Raw genomic sequence first — 16394 nt, 5'->3', positions numbered from 1 at the left:
AACACGGCTATTTACTATAAATTGGAGCACTTTCAGCTTGTATATTAACAATAACGCGATGCCGGAATTGCCTGAGTGGTTGTCTTTATACCTTGATAAATCACATGGACATGATGAATTAGCAAACCACAGTGGTTTAAACCCAGAACATTGGGATACTTTATTTAAGCGTTTAGCTAGCCTAACAGCAGACGATGTTAGTAGCCGCGCTACAGAAATTAGCCAATTACTACAAAATGGCAATATTAAAAATGAAAGTAATAAGCAATGGCACTTCGACCCGTTGCCTTTTATGTTATCAAAAGCTGATTGGACGTTGCTTGAAGAGGGAATAAAGCAAAGAACCCTTTTATTAAATAAAATTCAGCAAGATATTTACGGTGATCAAACTCTTTTAGTTGATGGTCACATTCCTGCAAAGCAGCTTTTTCAAGACCCTAATTACTTACGCGAAGGTTTTAGTTTACCTAGTAACGAATTAACACTTTTTTTTACTGCATTAGATGTTTACCGCACGCCTACAGGCGAATTTAAAGTATTAAGCGATCATTGTCAGTGCCCTTTAGGCTTAGGGCTATTAATTAAAAGCCGTATTATTGCAAGGCGTGTAATGGCTGAAGAATTTGCAGAATGTAATGTTCAGCAAATTAAAGAATTTCTAAATCTATTCCAAGAGGGTATTAATGAATATACCCATTATATGGATGACCCACGAATTGTAATTCTAACCCAAGGAATTGATGATCCTAACTACAACGAGCATGCATTTCTATCTACCTACTTTGGCTATACATTAGTACAAAGCGCCGACTTAACCGTACGTGGTGGTGACGTTTGTTTAAAATCGTTACAAGGCTTGGGTAAGATTAATGTCATTTTACGCTGGGTTTCTGATCGTTGTATTGATTCTTTAGAGCAAACTGAATATTCACTTCATGGTATTCCGGGCTTATTACAATCGGTACGACAAGGGTCTGTTAAGGTTTTAAACCCGTTTGGTAGTGGTGTGCTCTCGTCACCTTCAATAAAGTGCAACTTAGAAAAGTTATCGCAGCAAATTTTAAAACAGCCGCTGTTGTTGGGTGAGCCAAATTACTTAAATGTAAAAGAAGCGCAAGCCGTTGATTGGAATAACCTCGAACTACTATCAGCTATAGACCCTACACTCAAGTTAGATGGAGTGTTGGACGAGCAAGAAATAAAGCTACTTATTAGCAAAGAACCCGATAATTACTTTTTCCAAGAAAAGCCTTCTTTTAGCAGTGCACCATTTTGGCATGACGGGCAATTAATCTCCAAGCCAGTGGTGTTTAGGTGTTATGCATTAACCACAGAAAATGGTGTAGAAGTACTTCCTTCAGCACTGTGTTTTTCAAACGAAAAAAGTAACAACCCAAGAGTATCTGGTTGGATCAAAGATACATGGATAAATACAGCCGATAGAGTTGATTTAGGCGAGCATAATCCACCAGTACCCATTAGAAAAAGAATGGATGTGACGCTACTCGAAGGGGTTATTTCGAGCCGCACGGCTGAGCACCTTTTTTGGTTAGGTCGATACTTAGAGCGCTGCGAAAACACCATACGTATTTTGCGTATTTTTATAGACAAGTACACCGAGTTTTCTGTTTACCCAGATTCAATACGAAAAAGTATAGTTGCACGGCTTTCAAATGCTATTAAGTCGCAATATATTGTTTATCCATATGTAGAACCTGATTTAAAACTAGATGGCATTGATGTAAACCTGTCGAAAGAAACCGCTTTTCAACTGCTTGCAGACGAGCAATGCGCTGGCAGTATTATTAATACATTAAAATATATTGCGAATGCGTCGGTGCAAATTCAAGAATTACTGTCCTATGATAGTCGCCGAATAATTGATGATATTAGTGAGCAAATTAAGATATTTAAAAATGTAAATATTAATATTCCAACGCGTGCAATGCAAAGCAGCCTAGATAGAGTTATAGGCTCAATTATGGCTTTTAATGGCTCGATTACAGATTGTATGCCAAATAGTAACGGCTGGTTTTTACTCGAAATGGGTAGAAGAGTAGAGCGTAGCTTACAAATTACATCACTAAGTGCGGCTTTATTAACCAAAGAGTTAGACGAGCCCGAAGAGCTTGGCTTACTTGAAGCCGTGCTAAGTTGCCAAGTTAGTTTAGTTACGCATAAGCGCCGATACAGAATGTATCAAACCATTGGTACAGGGCTTGAGTTATTACTTTTAGATGCTGAATACCCACGTTCTTTATTATTTCAGTTAGAGGAAATTAATAAGTTGTGTAAGCATTTACCCACAAAACGCAGACAAGGCGTAATTGCGGCACACGAAAAAGCAATTTTACTGTCTAAAACAAGTTGTTATGTAACTGAGAAAGATTACCTACAAAAAAGTGAAAATGGACAACGTAACCAGTTAATCGAATTTAACCATAATACGCGTATGAACTTAGATACATTTTGTGATGTATTATTACTACAGTATTTTTCTCATACTCAAACGGCAAATAAATTGAACTGGACTAATATTGAGCAAGCTCAATCGTGAAATATAAAATAAAGCACTCGACTACATACAACTATTCAGACTTTGTTAGTTTGTGTCAAAACCAAGCGCGATTAACGCCAAAAACGAATCGCGGGCAAATATGCCACAGTAGTCGTGTAGAAATTGAACCTACACCGACTTACTTACAAACATTTACTGATTATTTTAATAATCAGGTAACAGCGTTTGAAATAGCAATACAGCATAAAAAACTTAAAGTAACGATGATCAGCGAGGTAGAACTGTTAGTCGGCGCTAATAGTAATTTAGAGAGCGTTGATATTGCTTGGCGAAAAGTACGTGATTTATTGGTTAAACCAAATACAGCGGAATTATTAAAAACGTCTGAATTTGTACTACCTTCACAGCTTATTCCAATAGATAAAGGAATTAAGGAATACGCATTAATTTCGTTTGATGCACACAAAAATATAATTTCTGCATGCAAAGATTTAATGGCACGGATTTTTCATGAATTTCATTATGATCCTGGTTTTACAACAATTAGTACGCCTTTGAGTACTGTTTTTGCACAAAAAAGGGGCGTTTGCCAAGACTTTGCACACTTTGCGCTTGCATGCTTACGCAGCGTGGGGTTAGCAGGTCGATACGTAAGTGGGTACATAGAAACCATGCCGCCAGAAGGCGAAGAAAAGCTAGAAGGTGCAGATGCAACTCATGCATGGTTTGCGGTATTTGTGCCAAACTTTGGTTGGGTTGATTTTGATCCAACAAATAATGTTTTACCACGCGATCAGCATATTACTCTAGCCGTAGGGCGAGACTTTTCTGACGTAACTCCTTTAAAAGGAGTGGTATTTGGTGGCGGTAGTCAATTGCTTGATGTAGCGGTTGATATGATTCGAATGGAATAGCAGTTTAACTACGTCATATATGATGATGGATAAGGTGAAAGAGTGTATGAAAATTGATTGGAAAGCGTACCAAACAAAAGGTTTCTTTGATGAATTAATTGATGCACAAGGAAACGTTAGATCGCATGGAACACAATTAGCACAATTTTTTGCTAATTTATCAGCAGAAGAATTAGTAAAAGCCAGAGCGGTTGCTGATTTAGCAATTAAAGAAATGGGTATTACTTTCACGGTTTACAACGAAGGTAATATGATAGATAGAGCCTGGCCGTTTGATATTATTCCTCGTACAATTGGTAAAAAAGAATGGCAAAGCGTAGAGGTTGGTTTAAAGCAACGTGTTGAAGCGCTTAACCTTTTTATAGATGATTTATACCACGACCAAAAAATAATAAAAGATGGTGTTTTTCCAAAAGGGTTACTAGAAAAATCAGTTAACTTTCGCCAGCAATGCGTGGGAATAAACCCGCCAAATAAGATATGGGCGCATATTTGTGGCTCAGATTTAGTACGCGATGGTAGCGGTACAATGTATGTGCTTGAGGATAACCTGCGTGTTCCTTCTGGTGTATCTTATATGCTTGAAAATCGCTCTGTAATGAAGCGTGTATTCCCTGAATTATTTGAGCAAGTGTCGATTTTACCTGTTGATGATTACCCTTCACAATTATTTGATATGCTAGCGGCAATGTCGCCTCGTCCACAAGATAAACCAGAAGTCGTGGTACTTACTCCTGGTGTGTTTAACTCCGCTTATTTTGAGCATTGTTACCTTGCCCAAGAAATGGGTTGCGAACTGGTAGAAGGGCGCGATTTAGTTGTTGAAAAAGATGACTGTGTATACATGAGAACAATCACAGGGCTACAACGAGTTGATGTTATTTATCGTCGTATAGATGATTTGTTTTTAGACCCAGAAGCCTTTTTACCAGAATCCCAACTTGGCGTTCCTGGATTAATGCGTGCTTGGTCTAAAGGTAATGTTGCTTTGGTTAATGCACCAGGCGCAGGCGTTGCTGATGACAAAGTAGTTTACGCTTACGTACCTGAGATGATTAAGTACTACTTAGGCGAGGAAGCTAAGCTTGCTAATGTCCCAACGTTCAAATGTTTAGACCCGAAAGAATGCGACCATGTGATTAAAAATATCGATAAGCTTGTTGTTAAACCAGCAAATGAATCTGGTGGATATGGATTATTAATTGGACCTAAATCGACTAAAAAAGAACAAGAAGCGTGTATTGCTCAAATTAAAGCGGACCCACGAAACTGGGTAGCTCAACCAACATTAGATTTATCAACAGTACCAACATTTGATGGTAATAAACCAGATGGTCGACATACCGATTTAAGACCGTTTATTTTATCATCAGGTAAAGATACGCAAGTTACCACTGGCGGATTAACGCGTGTTGCTATGGTTAAAGGCTCTTTGGTGGTTAATTCATCACAAGGTGGTGGCAGTAAAGATACTTGGATTGTTGACGAAGAGGCTAAATAATATGTTATCAAGAGTAGGCGAAACTTTATATTGGGTATCTCGATACATTGAGCGTGCGGAAAATGTAGCTCGTTTAATCAACGTTAACAATTTACTGATGATGGACTTACCCAAAGGCGTATGTACCGGCTGGGAGCCATTAATTGATATTATTGGTGTGCGTAAAGCGTATTCAGAAAACCATACTGATTTTACTGAACAAAAAGCATTAAGGTATTTACTTGTTGGTAGTGATAACAGCTCGTCAATTTTAAACTCTATTACTTCGGCACGAGAAAGCGCGCGTACAATCCGCGATGTAATACCTCGAGATGTATGGGAAGAAATTAACTCTCTTTATTATTATGTAAAAGATAATCAAAAAGAAGGGATAACAAAGCGCGGACGTTTTGATTATTTAAAAAAGATTATAGATTCAGCCCATCAAATATTTGGGGCGTTAGATGCCACAATTAATCATGATCAGGGCTATGTTTTTATCCGCTTTGGTTCGATTATAGAGCGCGCAGACATGACATCGCGAATTTTAGATATTCGCTCTGCTACGTTAATTACTAATGAAGAAGAAGTGAAGCCGTTTGATAATATTCAGTGGATCAGCTTATTGCGCTCATTAAGTGCTTATCAAATGTATCGCCAAGAAATGGGCGTTAGAGTACAGCGTGCAGATGTAATAGAATTTGTGATGCACAGCAAAGTATTCCCACGATCTATTTTATTTTGTATGAATGAATTAAAAGCATTGGTTTTACCTTTGCCAAACTCAACAGAAATTATTAAATCAATTGATAATGCAATTGTTGAGTTAGAAAATAAAGACGTACGAGTACTTAAAAATGGTCTGTTGCATGACTTTATCGATGAAATACAAATAGACTTAGCTGGAATACATAACGGACTAGCCGAGACGTATTTTTTAAAGCAAGCAGAATAATAAAAGCTGTATATTGTGAAATGACTGCTTAGGGCGTGTTGAACTTTGGTGGTTGAATTTACAGCAGTATGTTTGGTTTTTAGGCAAGGCAGAGCCTATGTAGTGTGGTTATTCCCCATTAATGGGCGATAACGCAGCATAAATACCAAACATGCGCTGCCCTCTGGGTTCTTTCTAGGGACGATTAACTCTTTGTTGCTCGGTTTTTACTTAGCCCACTAGGTTACAAACCTCGCGCCGCGATTTAATCGCCCCTAGATTGAATAAATTTCAATCCACAAAGATAAACACGCCCTAGTCTTGAGCGGTCATTTTTTTGCTTAAATTTATTTCTAATAATTTTAAAACCTGCATAATTAATTTTTACTTCCTCATCCGTTGGTATCGCAATGAAAATCATCTCGACTAATATTTCTAAAATTAAAACTCTTATTCATAATGGTAAAGAGGTGAAAACAGGAATATTCAAAATACCAACTAACGAGCCTGTAGTGATTGAAAAGCTAAACATTATAGGTGACGAGCAAGCTGATTTAGTTAATCACGGCGGGGTAGATAAAGCGGTATATGCTTTTTCGCACAATCATTATGAGTATTGGAAACAAACCCTCGAGAATGATGATTTAGCAGTAGGTGCCTTTGGCGAAAACTTCACGATTTCTGACCTTAATGAAGCGAATATACACATAGGTGACCATATTCGAATTGGTACTGCACTGCTTGAAGTAAGCCAGCCTCGTGTACCCTGTTTTAAACTCGCTATCGCGCTTAATAATACAAACAGCCTTAAACTGTTTACGCAGCATTACTGCACTGGCGTGTATTTTAGGGTACTAGAGCAAGGCGTTGCAAAAACGGGTGATAGTGTTGTTATCGAGAATAAAGCCTCGCACGACATATCAGTTAAAAAACTGTTTCAGGCATTTTTTGATAAAAAATACGTAGGTTATGAAGACATACTTTTAGAAGCATTAACTTTGCCAGAGCTTGCTGTAGAGTGGCAAGAAAAGCTAAAGAAGAAGCTTGCTATTAAAAGTGAATAAAGCAGTTTAAAACTGTTTTATTCCCGCGCTATCACTCTTTAAAAAGTGTTGCTGCAACCTATTTATTAAACTTTGAAGAACAGGTCCTGTTGATTGGCTTCTTGAAACAACGCATCCCACAGGAGTAAGCCAACCGCCTTGTTCATGAGTAACGGGTAGCGTTACCACTTCAGCTTGGTTTATATACCGCTTAATAGCAAACTCGGGTACAAGCGCCCAACCAATACCCTGAACTACTAAGTCGATAAGGGTTTGATGTGTATTTGCGTACCAAATTCTAGAGCTAATTGCGTAGCTAAACCATAACTCTTTTTGGCTAAGGCTGCGATGAACACATTGCCTATGGGCTTTTAAATCATTGCTTGTTACAGCCTTTAGCTTTGCAAGCGGGTGTTCTGGTGATGAAATCGTTAAAAATCGAGCTTGACCTAATAGAAAAAAATCCATATCAACTTTTAGTTCCCCATCACTATAAATGATACCTACTTGTGCTTTTCCTATTTTTACTAAGTTTTCTACATCGTCAGTTGTTGTCGATATTATTTCGAAATTAGTAATCGGGAACTGATCAGCAAGTGGGGCAATCACTTTTAAAATATCTTGATTATTTAGGCTTTCATCAATAGCTATAATTACCTCATGCTCATAATTTTTTGCTAATGCATCCACTTTTTGGTCAAAATACTTTTGCTGATGAAGTATAGAGTATGCGACAGGTAACAATGCCTTACCACTGATCGTTAAGCTGGGTATATTTTTATTACGCGTAAACAATGTTTGATTAATCGCTATTTCAAGATTAGAAATAGCTTGGCTAATTCCCGATTGTGCACGGTTAAGCTTTCGGGCTGTTGCCGAAAAAGATCCTGTTTCTACCACGGTTACAAAAATTTTTAGTTGCTCAAAACTATACATATCATTCAACTTAAAGGTGAGTACTTATTTGCTCATCTTATCACTAAAGGTGATGGCTACTAACTTTGCAAATAATTAAATTATGTCACTATTATTTTCTTTAATTATTTGGCGTAAAAGGGGTTAATTATGGATGCAAAAATGGGGTCGCTAGAGAGGATGTTTCAGGCTGTTTTGTTTGAAGTATTAGCGGTAACGCTGTCGATTATTGGTTTGGCTGTATTTACAGAGCATGCAATATCGGCTTTATCAGGCACTATGATTATAATTGCAACGATTGCGATGTGTTGGAATTTTGTTTTTAATTGGTTTTTTGACAAAGTAGCTACCGGTGCAAAAGAGCAACGTTCTGTATTATTCCGTATTTTTCACGTGATTTTATTTCAAGGCGGGTTACTTGTTTTTACTATTCCCGTAATGGCGAGCATTTTAAACGTAGGCTTATGGGAAGCATTAATAATGGATATCGGCGTAACTTTTTTTATAACCCTTTACGCTTTTACTTTTAACCTAGTGTACGACCACACACGAGCCTATATTTTTCATTCAAAAAATGCTGCATGTTAATACACTTTTTAAATATGGGATGACTTAACAAAGTTTTGTATTTAGCTACTGGTGTATTTGCCAATGCACCAGCACTTTTAGAGGCGTAATATTACCCAAGTTTGCTTTATAGTGGCAAAAAACTAATAAAGGATCTTTTTATTAAAAGTGAATAAAGCTAAATATCAACTGTTATTCATAGAGGAGCTAGTAAAAAAGATAAAATCTGCTATACCTAAGGTTATAAATACTATAATTATTATAGTGTTATTTAAAGATTTTTGGGTTAGTAGCTAAAATAGGTGTCGTATATGAATATCTCAAGAAAACTGATGCTTATTGTAATATTAACTGCAGCAGAGATAAGTATTACTGTCTACTCAGCTTTTGAAATAGCTAAAGGGGCTAAGTTTCATCAACTTAACTTTCTTCATTTAAAGTATACACATCAACTTACCAAGTCAGTTAAAAAAATAGAAAATGATATCCCCATAGATATAAATGCCATTGAGTCGGATATATTGTTAATTAGGCAGCAACCTATTGAATGTGTTGAACAAATAAACCCGTTAAATTATGCTGTTATGAAAGTTATTAACACAGATCATACATTAACAATCTGTGAAAACGATATTGAAATTGCTGATAAAGCCTTATTGTCAGTTAATCAGTATAAAAAGGGGGAACTTAGTAGAGACGCTTTTTTACTAAATCTTAATACTTCGCTAAGTGGCTTTAATAAAAACACGGAGCTGTTTGAGGAACCAATTAGAAAAACAGTATCGTTTATACTAATGACGTTAATTCCACTTGTTATAATCATATCTTTTTTTAATATTCTTTTTATAAGTTATCTTTCTCGCACAATATCGAGCTCTATTCGAAATCTAACTCTACTTTTATCAAGTAAGCCCGAAAGCAATATTAATCTAGACGATGAACTTGATATAAAAACGTCGGGTGAATTAAAAGCACTCGTTATCGCGGCCAGACAGCGAATTAAAAATGATCTTTTAAATATTGAAAACAGTATTGAACTCAAAGAGATTATAAACAGCCAGACAGCTTCCCTGCAGCAAGCAAATGATGAGCTTGCCCAGTTTGCTTATCGGGCTTCCCATGACCTGAAGTCACCGCTGTCAGGGGCTAAATCCCTAGCGCATTTTGTTATCGAAGATATAAAAGCGGGAGACACAGAGGAGGCAAGCCGAAATGCACTGGTTATTTATCAACAAATGGAAAAGTTAGAAACACTTGTTGTTGATATTTTATTGTTAGCCAAAGCTGAAATTGGTAATGAGGATAAAGATTTAATTGACTTTAATCAGTTAATTATTGATATGAAAGAACGACTGTCTTGGCTCATGAAAGATAATCCTTGTACGCTCGAAACAACAATTAATCTATCAGTACCTATAAGGTCGGAAAAAGCGCGTTTTGCTCAAATTATTGAAAATTTGATATCAAATGGGTTGAAGTATTACGACAGAAATAAAGACTCGCCTTATGTCCGCTGTGACATTTTTAATGAGCAAGAGACGTTTTTTATTACTGTTACAGATAACGGAATGGGAATACCACAAAAGCATCAAAGTGAAGTGTTTGATATGTTTAAGCGATTTCATGCACAGACGAGCACAGGCTCTGGTTTAGGGATGGCGCTGGTTAAAAAACATATTGAGTATTTAAATGGTGAAGTATCACTGCAAAGCTCTGATGAAGGTACGACGTTTAAAATAATAATACCAATGGATAAGCTAACATGACAAAAATTAAACCCCCTATATTAATTGTCGATGACAATGAAGTTGACCGGTATATTCTTAAAAGATTAATTAAAGAGGCTGAATTAGATCTTACAATTTTTGAAAAAAAAGATGGCCAGGAAGCATTAGAATTTCTAGAAAATTATGAAGCTAACAGAAAAGAGTACCCTGATGGATTTCCTCCAATACTCATATTTTTGGACATCAATATGCCAAGAGTCAATGGTATTCAGTTTTTAGAAGAGTTTTCTAAACTGAGGAAGATGATAGAAATCAGCTCGTGTGTGGTTATGATGTTTAGCTCATCAGAAAGAGAAGAAGAAAAAAAGATTATAATGTCACACGATTTTGTTAAAGGTTACCTTGTAAAAGGAAGTTTTCAGGCAGCAGAGTTAAAAGAAAAAGTATTGGCTGTCATCGGTCAGCATTTGGAAAAACACAGCTGATTTGCATGTGTTTTAGGTTTTAACCCGCTAGGCTGTGCCAATTGGAGAGCCTTTAGTTTGAGTATGTGGCACAAACCAAAGGTTTTTAGCTTAAGGTTACACAGGTGTTTGATTTAAGCTTCAATTTTACAAAGGCTCAAAATAACCTATTTATTAAAGGCTTATTTTTTTACAATAGTCATCGAGCAGCAAATTAATTTCGTTTACAGGCATAGGCTTTGAAAAGAGAAAACCTTGCAAGTAGTCTATATTTAATTTTTTACACAGCTGATGCTGGGTTTCAGTTTCGATTCCTTCAGCTACCACAGAAAAATCTAGTTTCTTCAGCATTAAAGATAAGCTCTCGATTATTTTTAATCGCTTATTATTTTCTCCACCTAACGATTGCATGCTTTTGTCTAATTTTACTATATCAATAGGGTAGGAAATAAGGTGAGATATGGATGAATAACCCATACCAAAATCGTCCAAAGCAATCCTAAATCCTTTATTAGACAAAGAAGTTAATATCTCAATCACTTCTTTACTATTTTCCATAAAAGCTGTTTCTGTTATTTCCAGAATAATACTACTGGTTTTTAAATTGTATTTTTCGACCATCTCTAATAGATACGTTTGTAAAACTTCTCTTTGCAGCTGTATCGGTGAAATATTAATAGATAGAGTTAACGGCGTTTGATAGTCTTTCTGCCACAAAGATAACTGCTTTAAAGCGCTCGCAATTATCCATTTTCCAAGGGGGGCTATTAATCGACACTCTTCAGCAATAGGAATAAACTCATCGGGGGTATAATTAACGGTTATATCTGGCCAACGGATCAGGGCTTCGACACCTGTCATTATTTGTGTTTTTGAACAATAAACAGGTTGATAAAATAGCCTAAAGTTTTTTTCCTCTATATGCTCTTTTATACTATTTTGAATATCTACCCGACGACTAAATTCATATTGATATTGCTCTTTGTAAAAGCTTATTCTACTTTTACCACTTTGCTTTGAGCGATACATTGCAATATCAGCACATTTAAGCAGTTCATGAGATTCAGTAGCATCATTTGGGTATATGGCGCTTCCAATGCTAACACTGCAATTTAAAGTTCTGCCTTCATGCAAAAAGGGTTTAGAAACTTCAGCTAAAATTCTATTTGCTATCATACCTATTTGATTAATATTGCAAATTCCACCTATTATAACTGCAAATTCATCGCCTCCTAAGCGTGCAAATCCTTCATTTTGCCTCAGGCAACTATGAATCCTTTCTACTGTTTGTATTAAAATTTCGTCACCGACACTATGCCCAAGCGTATCATTAATATTTTTGAAGTTATCTAAATCTAAAGCAAGTAACGCCACGCAGTTTTTAGCACGTTTATTGTTAGCTATCATTACTTTTAGTATTTCTTCAAAATGATATCGATTAGACAAACCAGTAAGCTGATCCCGTTCTGCCATATGCTTTACAGCAAGATAACTGTTGTGCATACGTTGTTCTGCTTCGAAGCGTTTTTTGGCATATATAAGCGCTTTATTTAAACTATCCCTCGTTATATCACCTTTTGGTAAAAAGTCTTGAGCGCCGGCTTCTATACACTCAATAGCCAAAGCTGAGTTCTCTGAGGAGCTAATCATGATAATTGCGGTGTTACCGAGTTTAGGCTTTGCACGCATTTCAATTAGCATTTCAATGCCATCTTCTTTAGGCATATTATAATCGAGTAGTATTATATCAAAGTGCGTGTCTTCAATGGCTTTCAAGCCCTCGGATACGCACGTTACTTCGGTAATGTCATGATGATGAGAGCCATCAGAAATAAGCATTTTTTTAATTAATTTGCGATCAACTAAGTCATCATCAACAATTAAAATATTCATAAGTTCCTTCTAAGAGCAGCATCTACATGATGCTCGTTTATAATTGATAATTTCATAGTTAAACTTTGGGCCAAAAAATAGTGAATGTACTGCCAAGTTTCCCATCGGAGGCTACTTCAATTTTTCCCCTGTAATTAATAATGAGCTTATTGGCAATGCAGAGTCCAATGCCGCTCCCTTCAACGTCATCTCGAGATTGTAATGTTTGAAATAACTTAAATATGAGTGAAAAATATTTAGGGTCAATTCCAGGGCCATTATCTTTTATTTCAATAATGTAATATTGATTAGAGGGGATAAGTGAAATGTCGATAACCGGGTGCTCTTTATTGTTATGCTTTATTGCATTACTAATAAGATTTTGAAAAACAGTTTTAAAAGGGATTAGCGGTATATCGAGTACTTCGTTGTTGGCATGTATATCAACAGTGACAGTCTGTGGAACTTCTAAAGTTTGTTCTACATCTTGGTAAATACTTTCTAAAGATATGTTTGCACGCGTTGAATCACAGCTATTTATTCTTGAGTAGCTTAGTAAATCCTCTAGTAGTACTTGCATTCTATTAGCCCGGCTGAGCACAAGCTGAAAGTTTTCGAGGTGCTCTTGAGGGAGTAAATCTTTACAGTCATCATAAATCCACTCTAATAAACGCTTTATAGCATTTAATGGTGACTTTAGATCGTGAGAAGCAATACTGGTAAATTCATCAAGTTCATCACTCACTTTTTGTAATTTTTTGAGTAGGTGATCTTTTTCAATTTCGTCTTCTTTGTTTTGCTCAAAAATTGTTAAGTGAAACTTAGAACTGTTTATTTTTTCTAATTGTTTTTTACGTTGGACTAACTGGTTTACAAAGCTTTTTTGTAAACTATTTAAGATTGATTGCTCTTTTTCTGTAAGTAGTGAATCACTTGCTCGGTCAAATATAAACCATCCAAACTTAAGGCCTGAGGGCAAAATGATAGGCGATATAACTCTGAATATTTTAGGGTTAGACTCGATAATCGATTCACTAAAAACGTCATTAGGTAGTTGTTCTTTAGCTACTGTTATTTTTGAACCGAATTTATATAGCTCAATGATACGTTGAGGCAGGTTAGCAACAATAGAGAGTGCGGTAGTATCAAAAATGTTTAAAACAAGCTCAGCAATACTTTCTAAGCTTGTTTGAATGTCATTATCAAGAGAGGTAGTTAATTGCTGCTCATCTATTAATGATACACCTTCTATATAACTCTCTACATTGGGCATTCAAACTCCTACAACAGTATTAAATAAATATGCCTCATTAAAATGAGATGCAACAAATGATTAACTTATTGTAGTTGATTATTTTGAATGTGTTGAATAATTATACTTTAAAAATTAACGCCAAATTAAAGCCTTACCTTATTATAGTTAGTAGGTTATAAATCTATATTTAAATAAGGCAAAACTCAGTCTGGGCGTGGAGTCTGTAACTGGACAAATAAGTATTCTGTAGGATAGTGTTCTTACTAAAGATCAACACGCCCTAATAAAAAGAGCATATTTAATCGCTCATTTGTATAATTGTTTGCGCTACGCTAAATAAGGTTTTATGCGTATCCATCGCTTGTTTTTGTAGCTGTTTATGGGCTTGCTCTTCAGTGAGTTTTAATTGCTCAATAAGTATGTACTTGGCTTGATGAATAACTTTTTGCTCACTAATAACTTTTTTGGCATCAAGTAACGCTTGGTTTATTTGTTTAATATGTTGGCTTTGCTCGATAATTAAATCGTACATACTTTTATTACTATTGAGCTTATCGGCCGCAATGTTTTGGCTTACTTCTGGCTCTGGTTGCTTAATAGCTAATTGCCCAAAAGTAGGGGCTATGTGTTGCTCTGCCATATTGTTAAGTACCTGCTTATTTGTATTTAAGCTACGTTGAGCACAGGCTATTTGCATTGCTGCGGTATCAATTAACTGATCTGCTATATTTTGTTCAATTTTATGCATTATATCTATGCGCGTAGTGGTTACCTCGTACCATACTTCGCTCAGTTGTGAGAGCGGTTGAGCGTTCTCGTCATCGAGCTTTTGCAGTAAACTTCTCAGTTGCTCTACCTGATTATTAACCTGATGTGTTGTTAGTGTGCCAAAACATTTTAAAAGGTGCGCATCGGCGTATTCATTAAAAAAGTCAAAACTGTGGTTTTGCTCTTGTACAAAATGCGCGAGTTGTTGTTTTTGCTCTGTGGTAAATTTACTCGCTGCAAATGCTTGAGCACCACATGCTCGCTCTTGTCCTGCGTATTCTTTACCTTGCATAAAATTAAAAAATGCGACTAATAAGCGCGTTATTTTGGGATCGCTTGCGCCATCAGCTGCCTCTAAAATAATATTGAGCAAACTAGCAATTAACTGAGTGAATGACTGCGTAGCATGTACCGCACTAATGTTTTGTTGTGCTATTTGCTTGCGCAATACCGGTAATGCATCGAGTGCTTGTAAGCTGTAGGTAATTAAATTAAATAACCGAGTATGGCCAGTATCGGCGTTGTCGTTTATAAATGTTTGTTTAAGAGAATCATAAAATGCAGTTTGTGCGCTGTCGCTTAAAGGGATTTGTTCTTGTAATTGGGTTTTAAATCGCTCTCGATTTGAGGCCAAAAATATATTACTCATTGCGCGTTCTTTTTGTAACTGATGTACAAAATCGCCTAATTTAGTAAGCGAGGCACAACTGTTTTGTAATTGCTTTAGCGCGTGTATTTCTTGATACTTTGCTGCTAATAAAAACTGTTTTGTGAGAGGATTGCTTGTCGCCATTGGTATTATTCCACACTTTTTTGTTTTTAAAGTGCAACCACTGTTCCAATCATTAATAAATTTCATCATTGAATTTAAAATCAAGCTAATACAATTGCTTAAAGTGTTGTTTTTGTTTGTCACTGTTTTTCTATAATTTAAATTACCATTACTTTTAACTTATTTGGTGCATTTAAACATGTTATTGCACACAACTTGAACCCAAATTAAAAACAAAAAAAGCGCCTACTCCTGGGGAGGTAGTAAGCGCGAAAAGTGCATTATTCATTTTGTATCATGCGTTAACATTTATACTGTTTAATAACTCAGGGCTAATTGCCATTTTATGATTTATTACTTCACCAATCATAATAAGGGTAGGACCTTGAAGGTTGTGTTTAGCATGCTCATTTACTATCAGTTCAAGCGTACTAGTAATTACTTTTTGCTTAGTGGTAGTGGCATTCTCTATTAGTGCAATGGGTGTATTACTTGGCCAGCCCACTGATTGCAAACCGTTGCTTAGCGTTTGTAAGCGAGAAAGCCCCATATAAACCACTAAAGTGGGGTTGTTGTTTGCAGGCATAAACGCGTAATTTTGCCAATGAGGTTGCTTGTTAGGGTCGGCAAACTGCGCCGTTAAAAATGTAACACTACGCGCTACATCGCGTGCAGTGAGCGGAATACCCGTATAAGCAGAAGTAGCACAAGCCGTTGTGACACCCGGAATAATAGCAAAATTAATATTATGCTTGGTAAGTGCATCGGCTTCTTCGTTAATACGTGCAAAGATACTCGGATCACCGCCTTTTAAACGCACTACGTTTAAGCCTTGTTGCGCGTATTTAACCAGTAGTTCGCAAATGTTAGCTTGGGTCATTGAGTGCTTACCCGCACGTTTACCTACAAATACTCGCTGTGCTTTTTTAGGAAGCGTTTTTAATAAATCATCGCTTACTAACCAATCGTATAAAACAACATCGGCGGTATTAATTAAACGCTGCGCTTTTACCGTAATTAGCTCTGCGTCTCCTGGGCCCGCACCAATTATATAAACGTTGCCGCTTTTAGCACTGCGATCATTTGAGCTTGTTAGCTTAGTAACAAGCTTATTTAGCCACACGTTTTCAATACCCGAAAAATAAGACAGTACACTCATACTATT

The 16394-nt window shown here is 36.4% G+C and carries 13 protein-coding genes; 8 read left to right on the top strand and 5 right to left on the bottom strand.

Annotation, left to right across the window (positions count from 1 at the left end; genetic code table 11):
* The first annotated feature begins 37 nt into the window (after nucleotides 1-37).
* The 5 genes from I6E72_RS05470 to I6E72_RS05450 all read left to right on the top strand — a co-directional run bounded on the left by I6E72_RS05470 (nucleotide 38) and on the right by I6E72_RS05450 (nucleotide 6910).
* Complete coding sequence (locus I6E72_RS05470) at nucleotides 38-2557, top strand: circularly permuted type 2 ATP-grasp protein (protein ID WP_197111378.1); 2520 nt, start codon at nucleotides 38-40, stop codon at nucleotides 2555-2557.
* Nucleotides 2554-3432 carry a transglutaminase family protein gene (locus I6E72_RS05465; protein ID WP_024590933.1) on the top strand — a complete coding sequence of 293 codons (879 nt, stop codon included), beginning with the start codon at nucleotides 2554-2556 and terminating at the stop codon, nucleotides 3430-3432. Before I6E72_RS05470 ends, I6E72_RS05465 begins: the two co-directional genes overlap by 4 nt.
* Nucleotides 3433-3478: 46 nt before the next feature.
* Complete coding sequence (locus I6E72_RS05460; RefSeq protein ID WP_007585223.1) at nucleotides 3479-4933, top strand: circularly permuted type 2 ATP-grasp protein; 1455 nt, start codon at nucleotides 3479-3481, stop codon at nucleotides 4931-4933.
* Between the two features lies 1 nt (nucleotide 4934).
* Entirely contained in the window at nucleotides 4935-5867 is a 933-nt protein-coding gene (locus I6E72_RS05455; protein WP_165721829.1) for an alpha-E domain-containing protein, read from the top strand.
* Between the two features lie 389 nt (nucleotides 5868-6256).
* Nucleotides 6257-6910: an MOSC domain-containing protein gene (locus I6E72_RS05450; RefSeq protein WP_197111376.1), complete on the top strand. Its 654-nt coding sequence runs from the start codon at nucleotides 6257-6259 to the stop codon at nucleotides 6908-6910.
* 6 nt (nucleotides 6911-6916) lie between these two features.
* On the opposite strand, the gene I6E72_RS05445 is transcribed toward I6E72_RS05450, so the two are convergent.
* A complete protein-coding gene (locus I6E72_RS05445) occupies nucleotides 6917-7825 on the bottom strand; it encodes a LysR family transcriptional regulator (protein ID WP_024593784.1) in 909 nt (302 codons plus the stop codon).
* A 129-nt stretch (nucleotides 7826-7954) separates the two neighbouring features.
* On the opposite strand from I6E72_RS05445, the gene I6E72_RS05440 reads away from it, so the two are divergent.
* The 3 genes from I6E72_RS05440 (at nucleotide 7955) to I6E72_RS05430 (ending at nucleotide 10583) form a co-directional block, all read left to right on the top strand.
* On the top strand, nucleotides 7955-8392 hold the full coding sequence (locus I6E72_RS05440) for a PACE efflux transporter (RefSeq protein ID WP_007585216.1): 438 nt from the start codon (nucleotides 7955-7957) through the stop codon (nucleotides 8390-8392).
* A 290-nt stretch (nucleotides 8393-8682) separates the two neighbouring features.
* Complete coding sequence (locus I6E72_RS05435) at nucleotides 8683-10137, top strand: sensor histidine kinase (RefSeq protein ID WP_197111374.1); 1455 nt, start codon at nucleotides 8683-8685, stop codon at nucleotides 10135-10137.
* Nucleotides 10134-10583 carry a response regulator gene (locus tag I6E72_RS05430; RefSeq protein ID WP_010552557.1) on the top strand — a complete coding sequence of 150 codons (450 nt, stop codon included), beginning with the start codon at nucleotides 10134-10136 and terminating at the stop codon, nucleotides 10581-10583. Before I6E72_RS05435 ends, I6E72_RS05430 begins: the two co-directional genes overlap by 4 nt.
* A gap of 153 nt (nucleotides 10584-10736) precedes the next feature.
* Here the strand turns inward: I6E72_RS05430 and I6E72_RS05425 are convergent, their stop codons facing one another.
* From I6E72_RS05425 to cobA, 4 genes are all read right to left on the bottom strand, one after another.
* Complete coding sequence (locus I6E72_RS05425; protein ID WP_197111372.1) at nucleotides 10737-12455, bottom strand: two-component system response regulator; 1719 nt, start codon at nucleotides 12453-12455, stop codon at nucleotides 10737-10739.
* 58 nt (nucleotides 12456-12513) lie between these two features.
* Nucleotides 12514-13707 (bottom strand): sensor histidine kinase, encoded by a 1194-nt coding sequence (locus I6E72_RS05420; RefSeq protein ID WP_197111370.1) that lies wholly within the window; start codon nucleotides 13705-13707, stop codon nucleotides 12514-12516.
* Nucleotides 13708-13987: 280 nt separating this feature from the next.
* Nucleotides 13988-15250 carry a nitrate regulatory protein gene (locus tag I6E72_RS05415; protein ID WP_197111368.1) on the bottom strand — a complete coding sequence of 421 codons (1263 nt, stop codon included), beginning with the start codon at nucleotides 15248-15250 and terminating at the stop codon, nucleotides 13988-13990.
* Between the two features lie 274 nt (nucleotides 15251-15524).
* Nucleotides 15525-16388, bottom strand: a complete 864-nt coding sequence (gene cobA, locus I6E72_RS05410) for a uroporphyrinogen-III C-methyltransferase (RefSeq protein WP_010552560.1) — start codon at nucleotides 16386-16388, stop codon at nucleotides 15525-15527.
* Nucleotides 16389-16394: the final 6 nt, after the last annotated feature.

The sequence above is a fragment of the Pseudoalteromonas sp. NSLLW24 genome (assembly GCF_015864725.1).
Lineage (GTDB): Bacteria > Pseudomonadota > Gammaproteobacteria > Enterobacterales > Alteromonadaceae > Pseudoalteromonas > Pseudoalteromonas arctica.
This window is presented reverse-complemented; position numbering and strand designations above follow the sequence as displayed.

Bases quoted from the DNA above. Each gene is read 5' to 3' on its own strand.
- I6E72_RS05415 (WP_197111368.1), bottom strand. From the start codon at position 15,250: ATGGCGACAAGCAATCCTCTCACAAAACAGTTTTTATTAGCAGCAAAG.
- I6E72_RS05420 (WP_197111370.1), bottom strand. From the start codon at position 13,707: ATGCCCAATGTAGAGAGTTATATAGAAGGTGTATCATTAATAGATGAG.
- I6E72_RS05450 (WP_197111376.1), top strand. From the start codon at position 6,257: ATGAAAATCATCTCGACTAATATTTCTAAAATTAAAACTCTTATTCAT.
- I6E72_RS05460 (WP_007585223.1), top strand. From the start codon at position 3,479: ATGAAAATTGATTGGAAAGCGTACCAAACAAAAGGTTTCTTTGATGAA.
- cobA (WP_010552560.1), bottom strand. From the start codon at position 16,388: ATGAGTGTACTGTCTTATTTTTCGGGTATTGAAAACGTGTGGCTAAAT.
- I6E72_RS05425 (WP_197111372.1), bottom strand. From the start codon at position 12,455: ATGAATATTTTAATTGTTGATGATGACTTAGTTGATCGCAAATTAATT.
- I6E72_RS05430 (WP_010552557.1), top strand. From the start codon at position 10,134: ATGACAAAAATTAAACCCCCTATATTAATTGTCGATGACAATGAAGTT.
- I6E72_RS05445 (WP_024593784.1), bottom strand. From the start codon at position 7,825: ATGTATAGTTTTGAGCAACTAAAAATTTTTGTAACCGTGGTAGAAACA.
- I6E72_RS05455 (WP_165721829.1), top strand. From the start codon at position 4,935: ATGTTATCAAGAGTAGGCGAAACTTTATATTGGGTATCTCGATACATT.
- I6E72_RS05435 (WP_197111374.1), top strand. From the start codon at position 8,683: ATGAATATCTCAAGAAAACTGATGCTTATTGTAATATTAACTGCAGCA.
- I6E72_RS05440 (WP_007585216.1), top strand. From the start codon at position 7,955: ATGGATGCAAAAATGGGGTCGCTAGAGAGGATGTTTCAGGCTGTTTTG.